This is a genomic window from Alloalcanivorax balearicus MACL04, from assembly GCF_025532145.1.
Classification (GTDB): Bacteria; Pseudomonadota; Gammaproteobacteria; order Pseudomonadales; family Alcanivoracaceae; genus Alloalcanivorax; species Alloalcanivorax balearicus.
In genome coordinates this window covers 268595-294623 of record NZ_ARXS01000001.1, presented here as the reverse complement: position 1 = coordinate 294623, position 26029 = coordinate 268595, and the positions used below count along the sequence as shown (strand labels likewise).

The 26029-nt window shown below is 59.2% G+C and carries 25 protein-coding genes; 17 read left to right on the top strand and 8 right to left on the bottom strand.

Annotated features, from left to right (window positions below):
* Positions 1–23: 23 nt before the first annotated feature.
* The 3 genes from MA04_RS01370 to MA04_RS01360 form a co-directional block, all read right to left on the bottom strand.
* A complete protein-coding gene (locus MA04_RS01370) occupies positions 24–1838 on the bottom strand; it encodes an acyl-CoA dehydrogenase C-terminal domain-containing protein (protein ID WP_262459197.1) in 1815 nt (604 codons plus the stop codon).
* 330 nt (positions 1839–2168) lie between these two features.
* Positions 2169–2978, bottom strand: coding sequence for an SDR family NAD(P)-dependent oxidoreductase (locus tag MA04_RS01365; RefSeq protein ID WP_262459196.1), 810 nt, complete (start codon positions 2976–2978; stop codon positions 2169–2171).
* A 70-nt stretch (positions 2979–3048) separates the two neighbouring features.
* On the bottom strand, positions 3049–4755 hold the full coding sequence (locus MA04_RS01360) for a potassium/proton antiporter (protein WP_240342711.1): 1707 nt from the start codon (positions 4753–4755) through the stop codon (positions 3049–3051).
* 153 nt (positions 4756–4908) lie between these two features.
* Here MA04_RS01360 and mnmG point away from each other — a divergent pair, with 153 nt between their 5' ends.
* The 15 genes from mnmG (at position 4909) to glmS (ending at position 19863) form a co-directional block, all read left to right on the top strand.
* The gene (gene mnmG / locus MA04_RS01355; RefSeq protein WP_163124888.1) at positions 4909–6795 is read left to right on the top strand and encodes a tRNA uridine-5-carboxymethylaminomethyl(34) synthesis enzyme MnmG; all 1887 of its coding nucleotides are present in this window, start codon (positions 4909–4911) and stop codon (positions 6793–6795) included.
* Positions 6792–7409 (top strand): 16S rRNA (guanine(527)-N(7))-methyltransferase RsmG, encoded by a 618-nt coding sequence (rsmG, locus tag MA04_RS01350; RefSeq protein WP_262459195.1) that lies wholly within the window; start codon positions 6792–6794, stop codon positions 7407–7409. The genes mnmG and rsmG overlap by 4 nt, the downstream gene beginning before the upstream one ends.
* Positions 7410–7436: 27 nt before the next feature.
* Positions 7437–8249, top strand: a complete 813-nt coding sequence (locus MA04_RS01345; RefSeq protein WP_163124890.1) for a ParA family protein — start codon at positions 7437–7439, stop codon at positions 8247–8249.
* A 71-nt stretch (positions 8250–8320) separates the two neighbouring features.
* A complete protein-coding gene (locus MA04_RS01340; RefSeq protein WP_262459194.1) occupies positions 8321–9244 on the top strand; it encodes a ParB/RepB/Spo0J family partition protein in 924 nt (307 codons plus the stop codon).
* Positions 9245–9494: 250 nt separating this feature from the next.
* Complete coding sequence (locus MA04_RS01335) at positions 9495–9923, top strand: ATP synthase subunit I (RefSeq protein ID WP_014996734.1); 429 nt, start codon at positions 9495–9497, stop codon at positions 9921–9923.
* A 24-nt stretch (positions 9924–9947) separates the two neighbouring features.
* Positions 9948–10856, top strand: coding sequence for a F0F1 ATP synthase subunit A (atpB, locus tag MA04_RS01330; protein ID WP_014996733.1), 909 nt, complete (start codon positions 9948–9950; stop codon positions 10854–10856).
* A gap of 43 nt (positions 10857–10899) precedes the next feature.
* Positions 10900–11127, top strand: coding sequence for a F0F1 ATP synthase subunit C (gene atpE, locus MA04_RS01325; RefSeq protein WP_014996732.1), 228 nt, complete (start codon positions 10900–10902; stop codon positions 11125–11127).
* A 35-nt stretch (positions 11128–11162) separates the two neighbouring features.
* Positions 11163–11633 (top strand): F0F1 ATP synthase subunit B, encoded by a 471-nt coding sequence (locus MA04_RS01320; protein ID WP_163124894.1) that lies wholly within the window; start codon positions 11163–11165, stop codon positions 11631–11633.
* A 15-nt stretch (positions 11634–11648) separates the two neighbouring features.
* Positions 11649–12185 carry a F0F1 ATP synthase subunit delta gene (locus tag MA04_RS01315; RefSeq protein ID WP_022997366.1) on the top strand — a complete coding sequence of 179 codons (537 nt, stop codon included), beginning with the start codon at positions 11649–11651 and terminating at the stop codon, positions 12183–12185.
* A gap of 16 nt (positions 12186–12201) precedes the next feature.
* Positions 12202–13746, top strand: a complete 1545-nt coding sequence (atpA, locus tag MA04_RS01310; protein ID WP_262459193.1) for a F0F1 ATP synthase subunit alpha — start codon at positions 12202–12204, stop codon at positions 13744–13746.
* 23 nt (positions 13747–13769) lie between these two features.
* The gene (gene atpG / locus MA04_RS01305; protein WP_014996728.1) at positions 13770–14630 is read left to right on the top strand and encodes a F0F1 ATP synthase subunit gamma; all 861 of its coding nucleotides are present in this window, start codon (positions 13770–13772) and stop codon (positions 14628–14630) included.
* 59 nt (positions 14631–14689) lie between these two features.
* On the top strand, positions 14690–16075 hold the full coding sequence (gene atpD / locus MA04_RS01300; protein WP_014996727.1) for a F0F1 ATP synthase subunit beta: 1386 nt from the start codon (positions 14690–14692) through the stop codon (positions 16073–16075).
* Positions 16076–16096: 21 nt separating this feature from the next.
* The gene (locus MA04_RS01295; protein WP_163124900.1) at positions 16097–16522 is read left to right on the top strand and encodes a F0F1 ATP synthase subunit epsilon; all 426 of its coding nucleotides are present in this window, start codon (positions 16097–16099) and stop codon (positions 16520–16522) included.
* Positions 16523–16650: 128 nt separating this feature from the next.
* Positions 16651–18018 carry a bifunctional UDP-N-acetylglucosamine diphosphorylase/glucosamine-1-phosphate N-acetyltransferase GlmU gene (gene glmU, locus MA04_RS01290; RefSeq protein WP_262459192.1) on the top strand — a complete coding sequence of 456 codons (1368 nt, stop codon included), beginning with the start codon at positions 16651–16653 and terminating at the stop codon, positions 18016–18018.
* A gap of 15 nt (positions 18019–18033) precedes the next feature.
* Complete coding sequence (glmS, locus tag MA04_RS01285; RefSeq protein ID WP_262459191.1) at positions 18034–19863, top strand: glutamine--fructose-6-phosphate transaminase (isomerizing); 1830 nt, start codon at positions 18034–18036, stop codon at positions 19861–19863.
* 162 nt (positions 19864–20025) lie between these two features.
* On the opposite strand, the gene MA04_RS01280 is transcribed toward glmS, so the two are convergent.
* Positions 20026–20556, bottom strand: a complete 531-nt coding sequence (locus MA04_RS01280) for a MarR family winged helix-turn-helix transcriptional regulator (RefSeq protein WP_240342712.1) — start codon at positions 20554–20556, stop codon at positions 20026–20028.
* Positions 20557–20922: 366 nt separating this feature from the next.
* Between MA04_RS01280 and MA04_RS01275 the strand changes: the two genes are divergently transcribed.
* Both MA04_RS01275 and MA04_RS01270 read left to right on the top strand, forming a co-directional pair.
* Positions 20923–21963 (top strand): aromatic ring-hydroxylating oxygenase subunit alpha, encoded by a 1041-nt coding sequence (locus tag MA04_RS01275; protein WP_262459190.1) that lies wholly within the window; start codon positions 20923–20925, stop codon positions 21961–21963.
* On the top strand, positions 21950–22930 hold the full coding sequence (locus MA04_RS01270; protein WP_262459189.1) for a PDR/VanB family oxidoreductase: 981 nt from the start codon (positions 21950–21952) through the stop codon (positions 22928–22930). Before MA04_RS01275 ends, MA04_RS01270 begins: the two co-directional genes overlap by 14 nt.
* 30 nt (positions 22931–22960) lie before the next feature.
* Here MA04_RS01270 and MA04_RS01265 read toward each other — a convergent pair whose 3' ends face one another.
* The 4 genes from MA04_RS01265 to MA04_RS01250 all read right to left on the bottom strand — a co-directional run bounded on the left by MA04_RS01265 (position 22961) and on the right by MA04_RS01250 (position 26028).
* On the bottom strand, positions 22961–23437 hold the full coding sequence (locus MA04_RS01265; protein WP_262459188.1) for a cysteine hydrolase family protein: 477 nt from the start codon (positions 23435–23437) through the stop codon (positions 22961–22963).
* Positions 23438–23505: 68 nt separating this feature from the next.
* On the bottom strand, positions 23506–24210 hold the full coding sequence (locus tag MA04_RS01260) for an ABC transporter ATP-binding protein (RefSeq protein WP_163124911.1): 705 nt from the start codon (positions 24208–24210) through the stop codon (positions 23506–23508).
* On the bottom strand, positions 24197–25000 hold the full coding sequence (locus MA04_RS01255) for an ABC transporter ATP-binding protein (RefSeq protein ID WP_262459187.1): 804 nt from the start codon (positions 24998–25000) through the stop codon (positions 24197–24199). The genes MA04_RS01260 and MA04_RS01255 overlap by 14 nt, the downstream gene beginning before the upstream one ends.
* Positions 24997–26028, bottom strand: coding sequence for a branched-chain amino acid ABC transporter permease (locus MA04_RS01250; RefSeq protein ID WP_262459186.1), 1032 nt, complete (start codon positions 26026–26028; stop codon positions 24997–24999). The genes MA04_RS01255 and MA04_RS01250 overlap by 4 nt, the downstream gene beginning before the upstream one ends.
* Position 26029: the final 1 nt, after the last annotated feature.

Genomic DNA, 26029 nt, shown 5'->3' with positions numbered 1-26029 from the left:
ACCGCGATGTGTTGCGAAAACGCTTACTCGTAGTCGAACGAGAAGTGCTCCGCGTTCATCTGCATGGTGCTGCGAGTGGGTTTGAGCGCCGCGTCGGCATGGCCTTTGGCGGCGGGCAGCAGGCGATCGAAATAGAACTCCGCGGTGGCCAGCTTCGCCTTGTAGAACTCCGCCGGCTCATTGCCACCGTTCTCCAGCTTGTCACGGGCGGTGGCGGCTTGCAGCGCCCAGAAGTACGCCATCATGGCGTAGCCGGAGTACATCAGGTAGTCGTAACTGGCGGTGGAGACGATGTCCCGGTCCTTGGTGGCGGCCAGCATGATGCGGGTGGTCAGATAGTTCCACTCGGCGGCGATTTTCAGCAGCTTCCAGGCGTAGGGGCGTAGCCTGGCGTCCTTGAGGTTCTGCCGCCCGAAGTCCACCAGGTTCCTGGAGAAGCTGCGCACACACTTGCCGCGGCTGGTCAGCAGCACCTTGCGGCCGAGCAGATCCAATGCCTGGATGCCGGTGGTGCCTTCGTACAGAGTGGCGATGCGCGCGTCACGGGCGATCTGCTCGATGCCGTGTTCCTTGATATAGCCGTGACCGCCGAATACCTGCATGGCCTCGTTGGCGGCTTCCAGGCCTTTTTCAGTGAGGAAGCCCTTCAGGATCGGGGTGAGAAAGCCCAGTTCGCTGTCCCACTTGTCGTACTTCTTCTGATCGTTTTCCAGCATGCCGGCGATCATATGGTCCGCGTACATGGCGGTGAAGTACGCCATGGCGCGGCCGCCTTCGGCATAGGCTTTTTGCTTGAGCAGCATGCGGCGCACGTCGCCATGATGAATCAGGGCATCGGCGACCTGTTCCGGATCCTTTTTACCGGACAGGGCGCGCATGGAACGGCGCTCCTTGGCGTAGGGCAGGGACGCCTGATACGCGCGCTCGGCGTGGGCCACACCTTGAATCGCGGTGCCGACACGGGCGCTGTTCATGAAGGTGAACATGCACTCCAGGCCCTGGTTGGGCGGGCCGATCAGAAACCCGGTGGCCTGATCGAAGTTCATCACGCAGGTGGCGGAGGCCTTGATGCCCATTTTCTTTTCCAGGGCGCCGCAGCTTACGCCGTTGTCCTCGCCGATCTGACCGGGCAGATACTTGGGTACGATAAACAGAGAAATACCCCTGGTGCCGGCGGGGGCGTCCGGCAGGCGCGCCAGCACGATGTGGACGATGTTCTCGGTGAGATCGTGGTCACCAGAGGAGATGAAGATCTTGGTGCCGGTGATCTTGTAGGCGCCGCCGTCCTGGGGTTCGGCCTTGGTTTTCACCTGACCCAGGTCGGTGCCGCACTGCGGCTCAGTCAGGCACATGGTGCCGGCCCAGGTACCTTCGGTCAGCTTGGTCAGATAGGTTTCTTTCTGCTCGTCGGTGCCGTGCATCTGGATAGTGTTCATCGCCCCCAGGGACAGGCCCGGATACATGGCGAAGGACCAGTTGGCGGTGCCGAGCATCTCGTGCTTGATCAGGCCCAGGGACATGGGCAGGCCCTGGCCGCCATACTCCACCGGATGGCTCAGGCCTTGCCAGCCGCCGGCGACGAATTCGTTATAGGCTTCGGGGTAGCCCTTTGGTGTAAACACCTGGCCGTTCTCGAGGCGGCAGCCTTCCTCGTCGCCGCTCTGATACAGCGGGGCAACGGTGTTCTCGCACAGCTTGGCCATCTCCGACAGGATCGCTTCCACCATGTCCGGGGTGGCTTCTTCCCCGTTGGGCAGCGTCTTGTAGTGGCTTTCGAAATCAAACACTTCATTCATCAAAAAGCGCGTATCGCGCAGGGGAGCCTTGTAACTCGGCATAAACACACCTTCGGTTGGCAAACGGGCCGGATGCCGCATTGTTGGCGAACAGTCGTTGACAGACATTGACGGGAAGGCGTGTAAGGGGCGGCTTTAGGGTAAATAGGTGAGGAGTCTTTAGGGAACGTTTATGCACCAAATCGCGGTCCGTGGAGCATCGCTGTCCCACAGAACGGGGCTACGAAGCCGCTGTGGGAGCTGGCTTGCCGGCGAATCGGCGCGAATTCATATCTCCATGACCGATGAACTGGCCACGGCTGTGGATTCAGCGGTCAAGCGCCGGAGCCGCCCAAAGTTGTGGGACAGCGGTGGTCCGTGGACTGCGAAGTGTCAGTCCTGCTTGCCCTTCCAGCTGTACATGGAGGTGGATACGCCGGTGTATTTGGCTACCTGATCCCAAAGGCGGCGTGGCAGTACGCCTTTGAGCAGCTCCACGGAGCGGGCCATGGGCGGCTCGATCACGAAGGGCTCACCGGCGGCAATACCCTTAAGAATGCTGGAGACCACCTTGTCCGGTGTCAGCATGGGGGAGAACAACGGTGTTTTTACCCCTTTGAACATACCGGTGGCGATGTAACTGGGGCAGACCGTGGTGACTTTCACATTACGCAGGCCGCGTTCGGCCAGTTCCAGACGCAACGATTCGGAGAAACCCACCACCGCCCATTTGCTGGCGGCGTAGCTGCTGCCATAGGGCAGGCCGATAAAGGCGGAGGCGCTGGCGATGTTCACCAGATGGCCGTGCTGCGCCTGTATCAGATCGTCAAGAAAGGCATGAGTGCAGGCCATCAGACCTTCGCTGTTGACCTTGAAGGTCTGCAAATGCTGATCCAGGGAGACTTGCTCGAATTCGCCGCCGAACACCACGCCGGCATTGTTGATCAGCATGGTCAGCGGCCCGACTTCCTCATGGATCTTGTCACGCAAGGTGGCGATTGAGCTGATTTTCCCCACATCCAGGGTATACGCGTGGGCCGTGCCGCCAGCGTTGGCGATATGCTTCACCACCTCGCGGGCGGCGTCGATGCGGCGGGCGGTGACGATCACCTCCGCTCCACGGCCTGCCATCCGTTCCGCCATCAGCCGGCCAATACCGGCCCCGGCGCCGGTGATCAAAACCCGGTGTCCTGAATATCGCATCGAATCCCTCCTGGGTTTTTGCTCGCTTAAACGCAATACCACGGCCTGCGATCCCTGATTTTACAGTGGATTATTGCGGCAGTTTGATACCCGCCATGATCACCCGCCCTTTTTCCACGGTGCGGGCGCGCAGTCTCAGGCCGCCCAGTTTAAGGGTGTCACCCACCACCGCGTGTTGACCGAAGTGGTCCTCGAAGGCGGCTTCCACGGTCATGCCTTTCAGGTGCTCCTCCAGTTCATGGATACCGTATACCGCCACCAACTGATCCACCGGCACGCTGCCACGCACGATGAAGTCGCCGAAATAGCGTCTTTCCGCCACGGTGATCTTGTGGCACATGTCCGACAGATAGTCCTGTTCGCTCAGCGGCGCCAACCAACTGACCATGTCCCCGGCTTCAATCTGCGGATCCTCGGACAGATTGAGGAATGTCTTGTCCCGAATGATCAATATCGGGGTAATGCGCTGGGTGGTGATGGTGCCAAGCCGCTGGCCCTGGGCTTTGGCGCCTTCCTCCACCTCGAACTGCATCAGATAGCGGTTGGCGGAGTGCGCCATGGGCACCATCTGCTTCGGCGCCGCCGTGGCGGGTACCGAGACTTTCAACAATCGTGCCATGTAACGCAGGCTGGCCCCCTGGGCCAGCAGTGAAATCAATACCACCACCAGGGTGATATCGAACAACAGGCGGGTCTCGCCCACGCCCGCCAACAGCGGGAACACCGCCAGGACAATGGGCACCGCCCCGCGCAGGCCGGTCCAGGCGATGAACAGCTTTTCGCGCCAGGTGAAGATAAAGGGAATCAGGCTCACCCATACTGCCGCCGGCCGCGCCACCAGCATCAGGAACAAGGCCACCAGCAGTGCCGGCAGCAGGTGCTGGCCCAGTTCCGATGGTGTGATCAGCAGACCGAGCATCAGGAACATGCCGGATTGGGCCAGCCAGGCCATGCTGTCCATGGAACGCAGCACGTTGTCGCCGGTACCGCCACGGCGGTTACCGGCGACCAGGCCGGTCAGATAGATCGCCAGGAAGCCGCTGCCGCCGGCAAGGTTGGTGAGGGCGAAGACCATGGCACCGCCGCTGCACAGTAATAAGGCGTGCAGGCCTTCGTTGCTGCGCACCCGCAACAGGATTTCACTGAGCACCGCGCCCAGCCCCAGGCCGATGATCGCCCCCAGGCCAAACTGCTGGACCAGAGTCAGGATCATGCCGAAGCCAAAGGCGGCGTCCGGCTCCACCAGCACGCCGACCAGCATCAGGGTGATGAAGATCGCCATCGGGTCGTTGAGGCCGGATTCGATTTCCAGAGTGCTGGCCACCCGCTCATTGATATTGACCCCGGCGCCTTTGATCACGCTGAATACCGCCGCCGCGTCGGTGGAGCCGATAATGCCGCCCAGCAGCAGCCCCAGGCGCCAGTCCACCCCCATCAGCCAGGTAGTGAAGGCGCCGACCAGGGCGGCGGAGATGGCCACGCCCAGGCTGGCCAGGGACAGCGCCGGCTTCAGGGCCAGGCGAAAGGTGTCCATACGGGTGCGCAGGCCGCCATCCATGAGGATGACCGCCAGGGCGATGTTGCTGATGACGTAAGCGGTGGAAAGATCGTCGAACTCAATACCGCCGATGCCATCCTCGCCGGCGGCCATCCCCACCAGCAGGAACATCAACAGGGACGGTACGCCGATGCGGGTGCTCAGGGAGCCCAAAAGCAGCCCGATGAACATCAATCCGGTGCCGATCAGCAGAAACAGATTCAACGAATCCAAATGCACTCCTGGAATATCGGGGGGAGGATAAAGACAAGGATCATCATAACAGACCGCCGGGCCTTTCTTTTAATTCCCATGGCACTATACTAGCGCGCCCGGACTGATCATATTTTGCACAGCCCTGATCGGGTACAGCACTCTGAGCGAGACATTTCCATGGACTTTCCCCAGCGATTTGGCGTGATCGTGATTGGCGGTGGCCACGCCGGCACCGAAGCCGCCCTGGCGGCGGCGCGCATGGGCGTGGAAACCCTGTTGCTCACTCATAATATCGAGACTCTGGGTCAGATGAGTTGCAATCCGGCCATCGGCGGCATCGGTAAGAGCCATCTGGTGCGGGAGATCGATGCCCTGGGCGGGGCCATGGCCCGCGCCACCGATCAGGCCGGCATCCAGTTCCGGGTACTCAATGCCCGCAAGGGACCGGCGGTGCGCGCCACTCGGGCCCAGGCCGATCGCATCCTTTATAAAGCCGCTATCCGTCATGTCCTGGAAAATCAGCCGCATCTCACACTGTTCCAGCAGGCCGCCGATGATCTGATCGTCGAGCAGGGCCGCTGTGTGGGGGTGGTGACCAACATGGGATTGCGTTTCCACGCTGATGCCGTGGTGCTGACCGCGGGGACTTTTCTCGGCGGGGTCATCCATGTGGGGATGGAAAACCATCAGGGTGGCCGGGCCGGTGATCAGCCCTCCAATGCTCTGGCCCGCCGACTGCGTGAGTTGCCGTTTCGTGTCGACCGGCTGAAAACCGGCACGCCGCCGCGTATTGACGGCAGAAGCGTGGATTTCTCCGTGATGGAGGAACAGTGGGGCGACAGCCCGACCCCGGTGATGAGCTACCTGGGCCGGGTGGAGGACCATCCGCGCCAGGTGTGTTGTCATGTCACCCATACCAACGAGCGCACCCACGAGATCATTCGTTCCGGCTTTGACCGCAGCCCGATGTTCGCGGGGGTCATCGAAGGTGTGGGGCCGCGCTATTGCCCGTCCGTGGAAGACAAGGTCAACCGCTATCCGGACAAGACCAGCCACCAGGTGTTCGTGGAGCCGGAAGGGCTGAACACTCATGAGCTGTACCCCAACGGCATTTCCACCAGTTTGCCGTTCGATATCCAGCTGGCAGCGGTACGTTCCATCCGCGGGTTCGAGAACGCGCACATCACCCGGCCGGGCTACGCCATCGAGTACGATTTCTTCAATCCCCAGGATCTTCGGCACAGCCTTGAGACCAAGCACATGCCGGGGTTGTTCTTCGCCGGCCAGATCAACGGCACCACCGGTTATGAAGAAGCCGGTGCCCAGGGCTTGCTGGCGGGTCTGAACGCGGCCCTGATAAGCCAGGAGAAAGCGCCGTGGACGCCGCGCCGGGACGAAGCCTACCTGGGCGTGCTGGTGGACGATCTGATCACCATGGGCACCCGCGAGCCGTACCGTATGTTCACCAGCCGCGCCGAATACCGCCTGTTACTGCGTGAGGATAACGCCGACCTGCGTCTGACCGAAAAAGGCCGCGAGCTGGGGCTGGTGGACGATGAGCGCTGGGCTGCCTACAACGACAAACGTGAAGGGATGGCGCGCGAACAGACGCGCCTGAGCGCCACCTGGGTGCGCCCGGGGACGGCGGCGGCGGACAGCATCAATGCCCTGGTGGATAAGCCGCTGCCCCACGAGTACAACCTGCTGGATCTGCTCAAGCGCCCGGAAATCGACTACCACGCCCTGATCGGGGCGATGGGGCTGGAACCGGAGGCCCCGCCGGTGGTGGAACAGATGGAAATCCTCGCCAAATACGCGGGTTACATCGACCGTCAGGAGGCGGAGATTGCCCGGCTGCGCGCCGCCGAGCATCAGCGTTTGCCGGCGGACTTCGACTTCGGCCAGGTGCAGGGGCTGTCCAATGAGGTCAAGCAGAAGCTCGCCGAGGTCCGCCCGGAGACCATCGGCCAGGCCGGCCGTATTCCCGGCGTGACGCCGGCGGCCATTTCCCTGTTGCTGATCTATCTGAAAAAGCACCAGCATCGGGCGGCCCGCCAGGCATGACCGAAGATCAACAGCGGCTGGCGCGGGGGCTGGCCGAACTGAATATCGACCTGGACCGGGAGCAACAGGAGCGCCTGTTGCTCTATCGGGACCTGCTGGTGCGCTGGAATCGCGCCTACAATCTTACCGCCGTGCGTGATCCGGCGGAGATGGTCACCCGCCACCTGCTCGATTCCCTGGCGGTGCTGCCCCATGTGGAACCGGTGGACACCCTGGATGTGGGCACCGGTGCCGGGCTGCCCGGTATCCCTCTGGCCCTGGCCCGCCCGGATCAGTCCTTCGTGCTGCTGGACAGCAATGGCAAGAAACTCCGTTTCATCCGTCAGGCGCGACGGGAGCTGGGTTTGCATAACGTGGAGGTTGTGCACGCCCGCGTGGAACAGTACCGTAAGGCTCCATCACAGATTATCAGCCGCGCTTTCGCCGCCTTGTCGGACATGTTGGAGTTACTCGGACCCCTGATGCAGGGCGATGTCCGGTTATTGGCGATGAAGGCCGCCGCCGCCGATCAGGAGATGGCTGCCCTGCCAGCCTGCTGGCGGGTGCAACGCGAAACCCTGAGTGTGCCCGGTTTGGCGGAATCAAGGGTGTTGTTGATCGTGCGTCGCCAATGACGCGCGTCGCCAATGAGAGGGAGCGTCGTGACCACCGTTTTTGCCATTGCCAACCAAAAGGGCGGGGTCGGCAAGACCACCAGTAGCGTCAATCTGGCGGCGTCGTTGGCGGCTACCCGCAAGAAGGTGCTGCTGGTGGATATCGACCCGCAGGGGAACGCCACCAGTGGCGCCGGTGTCGACAAGCACGAACCGGAATACACCATATTGGATGTGCTGCTCGGCGAGGCCGATATGGCCGAGGCGATCGTGATCACGCCGGAAGAGTCCGGTTTTGATCTGGTGGCCGCCAACGGTGATCTGACCGCCGCGGAAGTGCAATTGCTGCAACTGGACAGCAAGGAGTACCGGCTGCGTGATGCCCTGGTCGGAATCCGTGACCGCTACGACTACATCATTGTCGACTGCCCGCCGTCGTTGAATATGCTGACCGTGAATTCCCTGGCGGCGGCGGACTCGGTGATTGTGCCGATCCAGTGCGAGTACTATGCGCTGGAAGGGCTGACTTCGTTGATGAACACCATCGAGAAGATCCGCTCGGTACTGAATCCGAAGCTGCATATCGGCGGCCTGTTGCGGACCATGTATGACCCGCGCAACAGTCTCTCCAACGACGTTTCCAACCAGCTGATCAGTCACTTTGGCGACAAGGTTTATCGCACCATCATTCCACGCAATGTGCGTTTGGCGGAGGCACCCAGCCACGGCGCGCCGGTGATCACCTATGACCCCAAATCCCGGGGTGCGGTAAGCTATCTGGCGCTGGCCGGTGAAATCCTGCGGCGCGAGCAGGCGGTGGCATCGACAGCGCCCTCCCAGCAGCCCCCCGAGACGCCGTGAAGGCAGTGACGTCGGGCAATAACCTCCGGTGGCGAAGCGCCACCGCAACCGAACATGAGCGAGTTTGAATCATGGCGGCAAAGCGTAAACGCGGTCTCAGCAAAGGACTCGATGCCCTGCTCAGCACCAGTGCGAGCTATCAGCAACATCAGGAAGAAGTCGCCGTCGGCGCCGCGGCCAGCCCGGCGGAGCCTGCTCAGGAACAACGCCCGCCTCGGGATGGGGAGCTGCGCCACCTGCCGGTGGAATTCATGCAGCGTGGCCGTTACCAGCCGCGCAAGGACATGTCCGCCGACGCTCTCGAGGAGCTGGCGGAGTCGATCCGGGCCCAGGGCGTGATGCAGCCTATCGTGGTGCGCCCGCTGGGTGAGAATCGTTACGAGATCATTGCCGGTGAGCGCCGCTGGCGTGCCGCGCAAATGGCGGAGCTGGACTCCATTCCCGCGGTGATCCGTGAGGTGCCGGATGAAGCCGCCATCGCCATGTCGCTGATCGAGAACATCCAGCGGGAAAATCTCAATCCGATGGAAGAGGCGCTGGCATTGTCGCGGCTCAAGGATGAATTTGGTCTGACTCATCAGCAGGTGGCGGATGCCGTGGGTAAATCCCGTGCCATGGTTACCAACCTGCTGCGTCTGATGACGCTGGAAGCGGATGTGAAGAAGCTGCTTGAGCACGGTGACCTGGAAATGGGGCACGCCCGGGCCTTGTTGGCGCTCGCAGGGGACAAGCAGGTGGAAGCGGCCCGAGTGGTGGTGGCCAAGGGGCTCTCCGTGCGTCAGACCGAGGTGCTGGTGCGGGAGTTCGAGAAGCAGAAGCCAGCCAAATCGGCGCCGAAAAGGGAAGACCCCAATGTTCGTTCCCTGATTACCGATCTGTCCGATCGTCTCGGCGCACCGGTGCAAATCCAGCAGGGCTCGGGAGGAAAAGGCAAGCTGGTGATCAGCTACAATAATCTGGATGAACTCGACGGCATTCTGTCCCACATCAAGTAACTTGACGTTTGTCGGAAAAAGGAGGACGCTCTAACGGTCCTGGGTGGATACGAATAAAGCCTATTTGTATACGAAAGAGCAACCGTCTGTTTTTGGGGCTCTTTTTTATCAAATTGGGCCAAACTATCGCGCTCAGCCGGTTGATACCGGATAACCTTCCCCATATACTTCCCGCGCCAAGATCAGGGGGTACCCGCGACCTTCGCCTGGTGAATAGCATTTTTCACCAGTAGCCAAACACGGGAGCACGGTGACCAGCTTCGACTTACGAGCCCGCAGAACACTGTTCTGGGGCTTGATGCGCGCCCAAATCATCACTTTGGTGATTGTCGCCATACTGAGCACGGTGCTGGCGGATGCCACCGCGGGCTTGTTTGCAGCCTGGGGCTCGGCCATCAGCCTGATCGCATACGCCTGGGGTGGCTACCAGGTATGGCTTCACCCGGGCAACATCAAGCCCGATCGTATGGCGGGTGCCGCCATTCGGGGCGAAGCCGGAAAAGTTTTGATAATGCTCGCGCTCTTCGGGCTGACCTTCGCCGAAGTGCGGCTTTCGCGCGAGTTCAGGAATGTAACGGTCCTGCTTCTGGGGTTTCTGCTGACGCAGATTGTCGGATGGATTCAGGTGATGCGCCTGGATCGCCGCCTTGGAGCGGAGCGGGACGGGCAAGACGACTAGACTGACGACTGGGTAGGTATCGATATGGCAGCGAGCTCCACCGGCGAGTATATCAAGCACCATTTGGGCAACCTCACCTATGGCCAATTGCCCGCCGGCTACGAACGTACCTGCCATGGTCATGAACAAACGCTGACCGAATCCACCTGGACCTTCGCCTGTAATGGCCAGGAAGCCGTTGATATGGGCTTCATGGCGTTCCATGTGGATTCCCTGGCCTGGTCTGGCGGTCTCGGCATTCTGATGTGTTTCCTGTTCTGGCTGGGTGCTCGCAAAGCCAGCGCCGGCGTACCGTCCGGCTTCATGAATTTCGTCGAAGTCATCATCGGTTTCATCGACACCCAGGTACGTGACTCGTTCCACGGCAAGAGCAAATTGATCGCCCCACTGTCCCTGGTGATCTTTTGCTGGGTCTTCCTGATGAACCTGATGGACCTGATTCCGGTGGATTTTGTTCCCAAGACCTTCGAATGGGTCATGGTGACCTTCGCCGGCTGGGACGCGCATCAAGCCTACTTCAAAATCGTGCCGACCACGGACCCGAACATCACTCTGTCCATGTCGATCACGGTGTTCTTCCTGATTATTTTCTACAGCCTGAGGTCGAAGGGCATCGGTGGTTTCATCGGTGAATTGGCCCTGCAGCCCTTCAACGCTCCGAACAAACTGGCCATGGTGATTCTGATTCCGATCAACCTGGTATTGGAAACGGTATCCCTGCTGGCCAAACCGGTCTCTCTGGGCATGCGGCTGTTCGGCAACATGTACGCTGGTGAGTTCGTCTTTATTCTTGCCGCCGCCATGCTGGGTACCTGGCAGGCGGTGGGTGCCTGGCCCTGGGCGGTGTTCCATATTCTGGTTATCACGCTGCAGGCCTTCATCTTCATGGTGTTGACCATCGTTTATCTGAGCATGGCAACCGAAGAGCACTAAGCACTGTTTTTACCTTAACTGAAAAGCACTTAACGGGAGTGTAATGATGGAAGATATCAACCTTCTCGCTGCTGGCATCATGGCTGGTCTGGCCGCACTGGGCGCCGGTATCGGCTTTGGTCTGATGGGCGGTCGGTTCCTGGAATCCGTTGCGCGTCAACCCGAGCTGGGACCGATGCTGCAAACCCGCATGTTCATCATTGCTGGTCTGTTGGACGCCGTGCCGATTATCGCTGTGGTACTGGGTATGTATCTGATGTTTGCGGCTTAAATCGATTGCTGCCGCACCCGATTTAAGGAGGCGCAATGAATATCAACCTGACACTGATCGGCCAGGCCATCTGGTTCGCTCTGTTCGTCGCCTTCTGCATGAAGTTCGTCTGGCCGCCCATTTCGCGGGCGCTGGAAGAACGAAAACAGAAGATCGCCGAAGGCCTGAGTGCCGCTGATCGCGCTGAGCGTGATCTGGAACTGGCCCAGGAAAAAGCGACGGCTAATCTCAAGGAAGCAAAAGAGAAAGCGGCCGAAATCATTGAGCAGGCCAACCGCCGAGCAAATCAGATTGTGGAAGAAGCGAAAGATCAGGCCCGCACCGAAGGTGAGCGTCTGATTGCCAAAGCCCAGTCTGAGATTGAACAGGAAGTCAATCAGGCTCGCGAGCAGCTGCGTAAGGAAGTGTCCGCACTGACGTTGAGCGGTGCCGAGAAAGTACTCGGTGGCGAAATCAACCGCGACACTCACAAGCAGCTTCTGGACCAGTTGGCGGCTGAACTCTGAGTAAACGGGTAACCCATGGCTGAATTGACCACCATCGCACGCCCCTACGCCAAAGCGGCTTTTTTGTACGCTAAGGAAGCAGGGGTCCTGGACAAGTGGGAACAGATGCTGACCACGATGGCGGCTGTGGCGCAGGACGCCACCATGCGCGCCTTTCTGGATCGGCCCCAACTGGACGACGCCGCTAAAGTCGACGCTTTTGCCCAGGTTTGCGGCGATGTGTTGGACGAGAGCGGCCGTAATTTCATTGCCCAACTGGCGCGCTACAAGCGCCTGTCGCTTCTGCCGCTGATTTTGGCGTTATTCCACGAACTGCTGGCCGAACAGCAAGCGTTCACGGATGTGGAACTCATCTCCGCTTACGAGATGGAAGACGCCGATATCAGCCGACTGGTCGATGCTCTGAAAAGACGTCTCGGCGGCGAAGTGAAAATCAGCACTTCCGTGGACCCCGCCCTGATCGGCGGCGTGCTGGTTCGAGCCGGTGATACCGTAATTGATGGCAGTGTGCGTGGCCGACTGAACCGTCTGGCAGAGCAACTGAACTCTTGAGTTTGAGGGACTAGAGATGCAGCAACTCAACCCGTCCGAAATCAGCGAGATTATCAAGTCCCGCATTGAAAAACTTGATACCTCCACCGAGGCACGCAACGAAGGTACGGTGGTATCCGTATCCGATGGTATTGTGCGCATTCATGGTCTGGCCGACGTGATGTTCGGCGAGATGATCGAGTTTGAAGGCGGCATCTACGGCATGGCCCTTAACCTTGAGCAGGACTCTGTCGGTGCCGTGGTCCTGGGTGATTACCTGGGTCTGGCCGAAGGTCAAAAGGTACGTTGTACCGGTCGTATTCTGGAAGTGCCCACCGGCCCGGAACTGCTGGGTCGTGTAGTAGATGCCCTGGGTAACCCCATCGACGGCAAAGGCCCGATCGACGCCAAGCAAACCGACGCGGTCGAAAAGGTAGCGCCCGGCGTTATCTGGCGTCGTGAGGTGAACGAGCCTGTCCAGACCGGTTACAAATCCATCGATGCCATGGTGCCGATCGGCCGTGGTCAGCGTGAGCTGATCATCGGTGACCGCCAGATTGGTAAGACGGCGGTTGCGGTTGATGCCATCATCAACCAGAGAGACTCCGGCATTAAGTGTGTCTACGTCGCCATCGGCCAGAAGCAGTCCACCATCGCTAACGTGGTGCGCAAGCTGGAAGAGCACGGTGCCATGGACAACACCATCATCGTTGCGGCTTCCGCCTCTGATCCGGCCTCCATGCAGTTCCTGGCGGCATTTGCCGGTTGCACCATGGGCGAGTACTTCCGTGATCGCGGTGAAGATGCCCTGATCGTTTATGATGACCTGACCAAGCAAGCCTGGGCCTATCGTCAGATTTCCCTGCTGCTGCGTCGTCCGCCGGGTCGTGAAGCTTATCCTGGTGACGTGTTCTACCTGCACTCCCGTCTGCTGGAGCGCGCCGCCAAGGTAAACGAAGAATACGTGGAGAAGTTCACCAACGGTGAAGTGAAAGGCAAAACCGGTTCCTTGACCGCGCTGCCGATCATCGAAACCCAGGGTGGCGACGTTTCCGCGTTCGTACCGACCAACGTGATCTCCATTACCGACGGTCAGATCTTCCTGGAAACCGACCTGTTCAACTCCGGTATTCGTCCGGCGATGAACGCGGGTGTCTCCGTATCCCGTGTGGGTGGCGCGGCCCAGACCAAGATCATCAAGAAGCTGGGCGGCGGTATCCGTCTGGCACTGGCTCAGTATCGTGAACTGGCGGCCTTCGCCCAGTTCGCTTCCGACCTGGATGACTCTACTCGTGAGCAGCTGGAGCATGGTCAGGCGGTTACCGAGCTGATGAAACAGAACCAGTACAGCCCGATGCAAATCGCCGAAATGGGCGTGGTGCTGTACGCCGCCAACGAAGGCTACCTGAGCGGTATGGAAGTCGACAAAATCGGCGCCTTTGAAGCGGCTCTGCTGGACTACATGAACAGCGAACAGAAAGCGTTGATGGATAAAATCAACGAGAAGGGTGACTACAACGACGAAATCGAAGCCGGCATCAAAGAAGGCATCGAACAGTTCAAGGCCACCCAAACCTGGTAATTCGCTAAAAAAGGATTAGTCCTATGGCTAGCGGTAAAGAGATCAAAGGCAAGATCTCTAGCGTCCAGAGCACGAAGAAGATCACCCGTGCGATGGAGATGGTGGCGGCCAGCAAAATGCGCAAGGCGCAGGACCGCATGGCTGCCAGCAAGCCCTACGCCACCCGCATTCGTCAGGTGGTGGCGCATCTTGCCAACGCTGATCTGGAATACCGGCACAGCTACCTGCAAGAGCGGGAAGTAAAAAGCGTGGGCTATATCGTGGTGACCTCCGATCGGGGTCTGTGCGGTGGTCTGAACGTGAACCTGCTCAAGAACGTGGTGCAGGGCGCTCGTGAATGGCAGGAACAAGGTGCCAAGGTAAGCTATTGCCTGGTGGGTTCCAAGGGCATCAGTTTCTTCAAGAGCATGGGCGGTGACGTGCAAGCCACCGTCAACGGTCTTGGCGATACGCCGCACCTGGACGACCTGGTGGGCTCCATCAAGGTCATGCTGGAGGCCTATGAGTCAGGTGAGATCGACCGTCTGTACATTGTGTACAACGAATTCGTGAACACCATGACGCAGCAGGCCAAGCAGATCCAGTTGCTGCCGCTGGAGCAGGGCGAGGATGAAGAGCTCAAACGCCATTGGGACTACATCTACGAGCCGGCGCCCAAGGAGCTGCTGGATGAGCTGCTGGTGCGGTTCATCGAGTCCCAGGTATACCAGGGTGTGGTAGAGAACAATGCCTGCGAACAGGCGGCGCGGATGGTGGCGATGAAGGCGGCCAGTGATAACGCTGGTGACATCATTCGTGATCTGCAACTGGTGTACAACAAGGCGCGCCAGGCAGCCATTACGCAGGAAATTTCCGAAATCGTTGGTGGTGCCGCCGCGGTCTGACGGGTTGGCGACAATACCGGTAAACGCGGCGAAAAACGCAAGTTTAAGAGGATGCAAGCATGAGTAGCGGTCGTATTGTTCAGATCATCGGTGCTGTGATCGACGTCGAATTTCCGCGCGATAATGTACCCAAGGTGTATGACGCGCTTACCGTGGACGGCACCGAAACCACGCTGGAAGTTCAACAGCAGTTGGGCGACGGTGTGGTGCGCTCCATCGCCATGGGCTCCACCGAAGGTCTGAAACGGGGTCTGCCCGTGACCGATACCGGAGAAGCGATTCAGGTTCCGGTCGGCACCAAGACCCTGGGCCGGATCATGGACGTGCTGGGACGCCCCATCGACGAGGCCGGCCCGATCGGTGAAGAGGAGCGTATGCCCATTCACCGTAAAGCACCTACTTATGCGGATCAGGCAGCCACCAACGAACTGCTGGAAACCGGTATCAAGGTTATCGACCTGGTTTGCCCCTTCGCCAAAGGCGGTAAGGTAGGCCTGTTCGGTGGCGCCGGGGTGGGCAAGACCGTGAACATGATGGAGCTGATCCGGAACATCGCGATCGAGCACTCCGGTTTCTCCGTGTTCGCCGGTGTGGGGGAGCGTACCCGTGAGGGTAACGACTTCTACCACGAAATGAAGGACTCCAACGTTCTCGACAAAGTGTCCCTGGTTTACGGCCAGATGAACGAGCCGCCGGGTAACCGGCTGCGTGTGGCACTGACTGGTCTGACCATGGCCGAGAAGTTCCGGGACGAAGGCCGTGACGTGTTGTTCTTCGTCGACAACATCTACCGCTACACCCTGGCCGGTACCGAGGTGTCCGCTCTGCTGGGCCGTATGCCTTCCGCGGTGGGTTACCAGCCGACGCTGGCGGAAGAGATGGGCGTTCTGCAGGAACGGATCACCTCCACCAAGACCGGTTCCATTACCTCCGTGCAGGCGGTATACGTACCCGCGGATGACTTGACCGACCCGTCTCCGGCCACCACCTTCGCCCACTTGGACGCCACCGTGGTACTTAGCCGTGACATCGCTTCCAAGGGTATTTACCCGGCGATCGACCCGCTGGATTCCACCTCTCGTCAGTTGGATCCGCTGGTGATTGGTCACGAGCACTACGAAGCCGCCCGTGGCGTGCAGACTGTTCTGCAGCGCTACAAGGAGCTCAAGGACATCATTGCCATTCTCGGGATGGACGAACTGTCCGAGGAAGACAAGCTCACCGTGGCCCGGGCCCGTAAGATCGAGCGCTTCCTGTCTCAGCCGTTCTTCGTAGCGGAAGTATTTACCGGTTCTCCGGGTAAATATGTGTCCCTGAAGGATACTATTCGCTCCTTTACCGGTATCCTGAAAGGCGACTATGACCATATCCCTGAGCAGGACTTCTACATGAAGGGGTCCATCGATGAAGTTGTAGAGGCTTACAACAAACGCGGTGGCAAGTAACCTGCACGGGGAGGAACCGAAATGGCGATGACCGTGCATTGCGATATTGTGAGTGCCGAAAAGCAACTCTTCTCCGGTCTGGTGGAGATGGTGGTAGCGGCGGGTGTCGAAGGTGATCTGGGTGTTCTGCCCGGCCACGCACCGTTGCTGACCCGCCTCAAGCCGGGCCCGGTAAGAGTGAAACTGCAAAACGGCGAAGAAGAAGTGTTCTACGTATCCGGTGGCTTCCTGGAAGTCCAGCCGAAACTGGTGACGGTGCTGGCCGACACCGCCGAGCGCGCCCAGGATATGGACGGTGCCCAGGCGGAACAAGCCCGACAACGTGCCAAGGAAGCGCTGGAAGGCAAGAGCTCGGAAATGGATTACACGCGTGCCGCCGCTGTTCTGGCGGAGGCCTCCGCCCGCCTGCGGACCATTGAGCAGATCAAGAAAATGGCGAAGCGCTAACGTTTGCGTTGGCACCATTTTCAAAGAGATGTAAAAAAGGGTGGCCTTGTGCCGCCCTTTTTTTATTTGCAATAGTCGAGGGATAGGATAGACACCCTTTCGACCCCGTTATGGAGCCCGGAACAGACATGAACCTAGCGGTAGTGATCCTTGCCGCGGGTAAAGGAACCCGCATGAAGTCCGCCCTCCCCAAAGTGCTTCACGGCATCGCCGGGCGGCCGATGGTGCAGCATGTTGTCGACGCGGCGGCGGCACTCAGCCCGTTGAATACCGTGGTAGTGTATGGCCACGGTGGCGAGAAGGTGCGCGAAGCGGTGCGGGGGGCCAACCTGCGCTGGGCGGAACAGGCCGAACAGCTCGGCACCGGCCACGCGGTGGCCCAGGCATTGCCTTATCTGGAAGAGGAGGTGGTGCTGGTCCTTTACGGCGACGTTCCTCTGATCCGGCCGGAAACCCTGCGGGAGTTCGTTGCCCGGGTGAATGACCGGACCCTGGCGCTGATGACCCTGACCATGGAAGACCCTTCCGGCTACGGGCGTATTGTTCGTGGCGAGGACGGTAAGGTGCAGCGCATTGTTGAGCAAAAAGACGCCAGCGAAGACGAGAAACGCATCCCGGAGATCAACACCGGTATCCTCGCCTGTACCCGTGAGTTTCTGGCGGAAAGTCTGCCGGCGTTGTCCAACAACAACGCTCAGGGCGAGTATTACCTGACCGACCTGATTGCCATGGCGGTGGAAAAGGGAATGACGGTGGAAGCCGCCCAGCCCGCTTTCCCGTGGGAAGTGGACGGCGTCAATGATCGCGTGCAACTGGCTCGGCTGGAACGGGTCTATCAACTGAATCAGGCCGAAGCGCTGATGCGCGCCGGCGTCACGCTGATGGATCCGGCCCGTCTTGATGTGCGTGGTGATGTGCAGGTGGCTGGTGACGTGATGATGGATGTCAACGTGGTCCTGGAGGGCAAGGTCACCATCGAGTCAGGCGTGTGCATCGGCCCCAATTGTTTGATTCGGGATGCCCATCTCGGCGCTCACACCGTGGTTGAAGCCAACTCTGTCATCGATGGTGCCCGTGTTGGCGAGCATTGCCAGGTGGGGCCGTTTGCCCGCCTGCGTCCAGGCACCGAATTGGCGGCCAAAGCGAAGGTCGGCAATTTCGTGGAGACCAAGAAAGCAACCATCGGCGAGGGGTCGAAGGTAAATCACCTGACCTACATCGGCGACAGCCGGATCGGCAAGGGTGTGAATGTGGGCGCGGGAACCATCACCTGTAATTATGACGGCGTTAACAAATACCAAACGATCATGAAGGATGGCGCTTTCATCGGTTCCAATTCTTCACTGGTCGCACCGGTCACCATTGGTGAGAATGCCACCATTGGCGCGGGCAGCACCATTACCCGGGATGTGGAAGACAACGCTCTGGCGGTGGCGCGTGGTAAACAGCGCAACATTATGGATTGGCAGCGTCCTGTAAAAAAACAGGATCAGTGAAGGAGTAAGACCGTTATGTGCGGAATCGTCGGAGCTGTGGCTCAGCGCAACGTCAGCAACATTTTGATCACCGGCCTGAAACGCCTGGAGTACCGGGGTTACGACAGCGCCGGTGTGGCTTTGATCAATGATCAGGGTCTGCAGCGTGTGCGTCGGCAGGGAAAAGTGGCCGGTTTGGAGCAGGCGGTCCGTGAAACCGGTGCCGCCGGCTTCACCGGTATCGCGCACACCCGCTGGGCTACTCATGGCCGCCCTTCCGAGAAAAACGCCCACCCGCACCTGTCCGGAGAGGAACTGGCTCTGGTGCATAACGGCATCATCGAGAACTTCCAGGAATTGCGCGAGGAACTGGAAAGCGAAGGCTATCAGTTTGCTTCCGAGACCGACACCGAGGTGGTGGTGCATCTGGTCCATCGTGCCATGGCGGAAACTGGTGATCTGTTCCGCGCCTTGCAGAGCGTGGTCAGACGGCTGCGTGGCGCTTATGCCCTGGGCGTAATCCATGCCCGGGAGCCCCATCGTCTGGTGGCGGTCCGGTCCGGCTCTCCGTTAGTGGTGGGATTGGGTATCGACGAAAACTACGTGGCATCCGATCAACTGGCGCTGTTGCCGGTGACCAATCGCTTCGTGTTCCTGGGTGAAGGGGACATGGTGGACGTGACACTTGAAGGCGTGCGCATCTTCGACGCGGACGGCAATGAAGTGAACCGCGAAGTGCATGAGCTGGACGGCGCCCACGAGGATGCGGAAAAAGGCGAGTACCGGCATTACATGCAGAAGGAAATCTTTGAGCAGCCGGCCGCCATCCAACGCACCCTGGAAGATCGCATCGACTCGCCGCAAAGCGTGAGCGACGCTTTTGGAGAGCGGGCGACCGCGATTTTCGACCAGGTGCGTACCGTGCAGATCGTTGCCTGCGGCACCAGCTACCACGCCGGCATGGTGGCTCGTTACTGGCTGGAAGCTCTTGCTGGTATCCCCTGCCAGGTGGAAGTGGCCAGCGAATTCCGTTATCGCCAGCACGTGGTACCGGAAGGCACGCTGTTCGTCACCATCTCCCAGAGTGGAGAAACCGCTGATACCCTGGCGGCTTTGCGTGATACCGACTCCAACAACTATGTGGGTCGTCTGGCGATCTGTAATGTGGACGGCTCCTCTCTGGTACGCGAATCCGAATTGGTGTTCCTGACCAAGGCCGGTCCGGAAATCGGCGTGGCCTCCACCAAGGCGTTCACCACCCAGCTGACCGCTTTGTTGATGCTGGTAATGGCGCTCGGCCGGCGCAAAGGCATGGCGGACGAGAAAATCGAAAGTATTCTCAACGAGCTGCGCCAACTGCCGAACCTTATCGAACAAGCCACTTCTCTGGACAAGCCGATCGAGCAGCTCTCCCGGGCCTTCGTGGAAAAGCATCACACCCTGTTTCTGGGACGCGGTGTCCAGTTCCCCGTGGCCTTGGAAGGGGCGCTAAAGCTAAAGGAGATTTCCTACATCCACGCCGAAGCGTACCCGGCTGGTGAACTCAAGCATGGCCCGCTGGCGTTGGTGGATAAAGACATGCCGGTGGTGGCAGTGGCGCCCAACGACGAACTGCTGGAGAAACTGAAATCCAATCTGCAGGAAGTGCGTGCCCGGGGCGGGGAGCTGTACCTGTTCGCTGACAGGAACGCCCATGTGAAGGACGGCGAAGGGATTCATGTGCTGAATTTGCCGGCGGTGCCGGAAATCATCGCTCCCATTGTCTATACCGTGCCGTTACAACTACTCAGCTATCATGTGGCGGTGCTACGGGGTACCGATGTGGACCAGCCCCGCAACCTGGCGAAATCGGTGACGGTGGAGTAAGTCGGAAGCGGGATTCGGAGGTAGCTACAAGGCCGCTGTAGGAGCTTGCCTGCAAGCGAATCGGACCTCGTTTCAGGAATTCCCTTGCAGGCAAGCTCCTACAGCGGCTTCGTAGCACACCGTGGCATTAGGCATGGCAGAGTGGAGAGAGGACCGCGGCGGTTATCCGTCGCCGTCCTTGTTCAACCGGAAGGGCGCACTGCCGTTTTCGTTGTTGGCTTCCACCAGTCTGATCAACTGCAGCATGAAGACATCACGCTGATCTTTCGGGATCGCCTCGATGGTACGATCGTGGGCTCGTTGTACGGCGGCCTCCATCTTCTTCAGCAAATAAACCCCTTTGCGACTCAGCTTGACCAGCTTGAAGCGCCGGTCTTCGTCGCTCTGCCGGCGTTTAAGTAAACCCCGGGCTTCCAAACGGGGAATCACCTCCGCCACACTGGTGCGTTCCAGGCCGATTTCATGGGCCAGGCTATTCTGATCCATCTCCCCATGGGTACTTAACGTGGTCATCAGGCTGTACTGAACCGGGGTGATGTTGTGCTCCCGGGTTTCGTCCAGGAACAGCCCGCAGTGGATCTGGTGCAGACGGCGAATCAGAAAACCCGGACGGCCAAGCAGGGCGGAATGTTCGACCGCAGTGGCCAGTTGAGTGGCGGCTGCTTTTCTGGATGTCTTAGAGGAATTGCCCATAAAAAATGTGGAGAAATACCTGGTGAGAATAAGAAGAAGTAAAGACCAGTGCCCTTTGGCTTGTCAACCAGGGTTCGCCGCGCGAAAGGAGAACGGTCGAAAGGGCATGATAGTGATCGTCTTGTTATGCTCAATTGAGAGGCATACCACATAAAGATGCATTGCCCCGTGGCACGCCTTATCTCCGACCCCGCACTTTCATGATCGCAATAAAAATTCGAAATCCATCTAATATAACCACGAAAATCAACGGCTTAGGTTAATGCAGGAAAAGCCTGACAAGGTTGCAGGCGGCTTGCAAAAGGGTGGCATACAACTTGCTTTTCAAAGGTATTAATCCGGCCGCTGTAATCGAGGAAGATACCAATGAACTGCAGAGAACAGCTGAATCAGCAGGACTTTACCCTGGAGCCCGCGTTGTTGAATGACTGGCACGTGGTGGCCGCTTCCGATGAAGTAACGGAGGGCAAGCTGATACCCTCCACCCTGTTCGAGCGGGATCTGGTGATCTGGCGTGATTCCAGTGGTCAGGCCCATGTCTGGGAAGATCTGTGTATCCACCGGGGGGCACGGCTTTCCAAAGGGTTTATCGCCAGTGACCGGGTCGTGTGTCCCTATCATGGCTGGAACTACGATGGCACGGCACAGTGCCGTTTGATCCCTGCTTCTCCGGGGGAAACACCGATGAAAAAGGCCAAGGCCATCAGTCATCACGTCAAGGAAGCCTATGGCTTCATCTGGACCAGCCTGGGCGAACCGGAGCACGATATACCGGACTTTCCCGAATGGAACGATGACGGTTACAAGAAAGTGGTGTGTGGCCCCTATCGTTTCAAGTCCGGCTATCGGGCGGTGGAAAACTTCATTGATCCCACCCATTTTCCCTTCGTGCACGCGGGCGTGAATGGTCTGATGGATGACCCTGATCCGATCGGAGCTTACGACGTCTGGGAGGAGAACGGCGGTCTGTCCTCTTCCGAAGTGCAGGTGACCCAGCCTTATGGGGATCCACGTAATGTGCCGGTAACCGCTTTCTATGCCTATAAATGTTTGCGTCCATTGGTGGCCTATTTTAAAAAACGTGTCTTGATCACGGATCCGGACCGTGCCCATGAAGGGAACCCCAATGATCGCTTCTGCACTTATCTGACCGCTCAACAGGTGAGTGAGACAGAAAGCATCGTCCGGATTTGCTGCGCCATGAACTTCAACCCCATGCCGACGGATGATGAAGTGCGTCAACGCCAGGATTTGGTTTACGCGCAGGACAGTGACATTGTCGACACGCAGCGTCCGGAACGTATTCCCACCGATTTGCGTCAGGAGCTCCACCACCGTACCGACCTGCTCGGCATGAAGTATCGTTCCTGGCTGCAGAAGATGGGAGTCCAGTATGGCACGGTCTGATACCCGTGTTTTTCAAGATACTGGGACCTTGCCGGTTCGTTTGGATACCATTCGCTATGGCGCCGACGAAATTATCTTCTATGAATTCGAGGCGATTACAACGGCAGCCTTGCCGCCGGTCTCCGCCGGCGCGCATGTGGATATTGGTTTGCCGGGTGGGGTGTTACGGCAGTACTCGCTGATAACACCACTGTGTTCACAGCGGCGCTACGTTATCGCGGTAAAGCGGGAGGAGCACGGCCGGGGTGGTTCTCGCTGGCTGCACGACAGTGCTCGGGTAGGGCAGGTATTTGATCTGAGTCCCCCTCGCAACCAGTTCGAAGTAGCGCCAGGTACCTCGCCGGTGCTGCTGTTGGCAGGGGGGATCGGCATTACCCCGATCTATTCTATGTATGAGCATGTCCGCGCAAGCGGCCGGCCCGTACATCTGCATTACTGGTGCCGTTCTGAAAAACACGGATTGTTCCTGGAAGTGTTGAGCGATCGCAGCGACGTCACGGTGTATTACGCCGCTTCTCCAGAGGAGAGCTCCGGGCGATTTGCCGCAGTGGTCAGGGAAGTATCCAGGCAAACCGAGATTTACTGTTGTGGCCCCCAGGGTATGCTCGATCATCTGGAGCGGCTGGGAGAGGAGCTGAATGCGGAGCGCCGCATCCATATGGAGCGTTTCCAGGCGGCCCCTGCCGCGGCTGCGTCGAATAATGCGTTCGAGGTAACACTGGCGCGCTCCGGTGCGCAGGTGCAAGTGGCTCCCGGGCAAACCATTCTGGACGCCCTGCGCGATGCTGGCGCCGACGTTATGTACTCCTGTGAACAAGGGCTTTGCGGGGCCTGCGAGGTGAGAGTGCTGGAAGGGCGCCCGGATCATCGGGACACGGTATGTTCGGCGGAAGAGCATGACCGCCGTGGCACCATGATCATCTGCTGCTCTTCAAGCCAGTCGGCCAGTTTGGTGCTGGATATCTGATCCTTTCCCGGATCCTTTGTATGTCGCCTTTTAGGTTCTTGTCGCGAGTAACTCAGCCAATGTAGTGGTATGCCCGAAATGATGCCGCCAAAGCCGAATACCGAGCGCGCCGGAGGGATCCAGTGATGAGCCCACGGTCAAATCCGTGACCAGGGTCGGGCGCAGTCCCAGATCAAACAACGCGAAGCCGGCGGCGAGTACGCAGGTCTCGGTCTGGATTCCACACACCAGAACTCGTTCGGTAGCCAGTCGGCGAAGATGGTTCAGCACCTCGTCGGTGGGGCGGTAGCCGTGTTTGACGAACTGCCGGTCGGCCGCGATCAGACTCCGTTCCTGTTTCGGCGGCCGCCAGCCCAACTGCATCTGAAATGGGGTAATGGCTTCGTCATGGCACTCCACGGTCGCTACCGTCGGCATGTGGCCGAGTAATCGGCTAATATCCCGAAGAAGCCAGGCCGGCGGCGAAAAGGAAGGTTGCACATCGACGATCAACAAAGCCTGTCGCATACCGCCATCTCCAGCCTGATAGAGCGGTTCAGTCTAGCCGCCAGCGGCACGGGCAGACCACCTATGTATCATCCGCCCAGATAAGCTTTGCGAATATCCGGGTTATCCCGCATCTCCCGGGCGGTGCCCTGCAGCACCACCCGGCCGGTCTCCAGGAGATAGGATCGATCACAGAGCTCCAACGCGGCGTAGGCGTTCTGTTCCACCATCAGTACGGTGGTGCCGCCCGCGCGGATTTCGGCGGTCAATTCGAAAACCTGCTCAACGAAGTTGGGCGCCAGGCCCAGGGATGGCTCGTCGAACATGACCAGTCTCGGGCGGGACATCAGCGCCCGAGCGATGGCCAGCATTTGCTGTTCTCCGCCGGAAAGGGTACCCGCGGGTTGTTCGATACGCTCTCGCAGCCGTGGAAAACGGCCCAGCATGGACTCCAGATCATCGCGGATGCCGGCATGGTCGCTGCGACAATAAGCCCCCATCTCCAGATTTTCGCGCACGTTCAACTGGGAAAATACACGACGCCCTTCCGGGCAATGGGCAATACCATGCTCGATAATGCTTTGTGGTCTGGTGTTGGTAATGGGCTTTCCTTCAAACGTGATGGTGCCGGAGACCACGGGTTCCAGGCCGCTGATGGCCCTGAGCGTGCTGGACTTGCCGGCGCCGTTGGAACCAATGAGGGTGACGAACTCACCTTCATTAACTTCCAGTGACACTTTATCCACCGCCACGGTGGCGCCATAGTGAACGGTAATGTCATCAAGCTTTAGCACGTTGCAGTCCTGATCCCAGATACGCCCGAATCACCTCCGGGTCACTTTGAATGTCGGCGGGGCCGCCGTCGGCGATGCGGTGTCCCTGGTTCAACACCATGATGTAATCAGAGATCGACATCACCATGTGCATGTCATGCTCTACCAGGAGAATGGTGATGCCGCTGTCGGCTACCCGTCTCACCATCTGTTTGAAGTCTTCGGTTTCCGATGGGTTCAATCCCGCGGCGGGTTCATCCAGCAGCAGCAGTTTGGGTTGGGCCGCCAGGGCGATGCCGACGCCGAGCAGACGTTGTTCGCCATAGGACAAATTGGCAGCAAGATCATCAGCGCGATGCTCCAGTTCCAGAAAACCAAGCATCTCCCGTGTCCGTGCCTTCAGCGCTTGCTCTTCCCGCTGGAATGCGGGCAGCCTGAATATGGCGCCAAGTAGTCCGCTACGGCCTTGCATGTGAAAGGCGGTAAGCAGGTTTTCAAACACCGTGCAGTTACCGAAAATGTTGGTCCTCTGGAAACTGCGGACCAAACCCAGTTCGGCTATCTCATGGGGTTGCTTGCCGGTGATGTCCTGTCCGAGAAAATGCACGGAACCGGCACTGGGACGCATATAGCCGGAGATAATGTTGAACGCCGTGGTTTTGCCGGCACCATTGGGGCCGATCAGACTGACGATCCGACCCGGCTCAACCCGGAGGTCCACGTCGCTGAGAATCTGCAGGCCGGCAATGCGCAGGCTGATGCCGGACAAGGACAACAACGTGTCCGGCTGTCCTGCCGCGGATACAGTCATGAGCTGGCTCCTTGGCTTGCGGAGGGGCGGCGGCGCACGGAGATCTTGCGGCGCTTCAATACTCGGCCGAAGGCGGGAACGATGCCTTTGGGCATGAACAGAAGAATCAGAATCATCAGGGCGCCGTAGATCATCCACTGCACTTCCGGCGCCACCATGCCTCTGAGCACTTCCGGCAAGAGCCCGAAAATCAGGCCACCTACCACCGGGCCGGCCAGGGTACCTTTGCCGCCGGCGACCACCATGATCACCATGGTGATGGTGTAGATGAACAGGAAAACGTCCGGGTCGATGATCCGTACGGTATGGGCGTAGAGACCGCCGGCGGCACCGGCGATGCCGGCGGAAAGAACCGAGAAGACGATCAGGCAGCGGGTCACCGGAATACCGATGGACTTCGCCAGTACCTCGTTTTCCCGTAACGCTATGGCGGCACGGCCGATGCGGCTGCGCACCAGATTGGCCACGATCACGTAGGCCAGCACACCAGCAGCCAGTACCAGCCAGTACGTTGCTGCTTTGCTGACCAGGCGGACAACACCATCGCCGGGAACCCAGAGACTCAGGGGCGGAATGGAAACCAGGGCCATGGGGCCTTCGGTCAGATCCACCCAGTTCAGTGCCACCATGCGCATGACCTGAGCAAAGCTGATGGTCACGATCACGAAGTAGGCACCGCGTACGCGAAAAGCGACCTTGCCCAACAGCCATCCAAACAGTGATGCCATGACGATGCCGCCGGCAAAAGCCACCCATACCGGTTTGGGTTCCACTACCAGAGGGGATGAGAAGCCCAGATCGACGTCGAAGCCCAGGGATAGCAACGCACTGGTATAGGCGCCAATGCCAAAAAAGGCGGCATGTCCGAGACTGAGCTGGCCGGTAAAGCCGAGTAGCAGGTTAAGGCTGATGGCGGCGATGATCATGATTCCGGCGGCGGCCACCACCGACAGCAAATAGGGGTCGGGCCACAGCACCGGCAGCAAAGCCAGTGCAACCACGATAATAAGAAAAGATGCTCTCCGCATG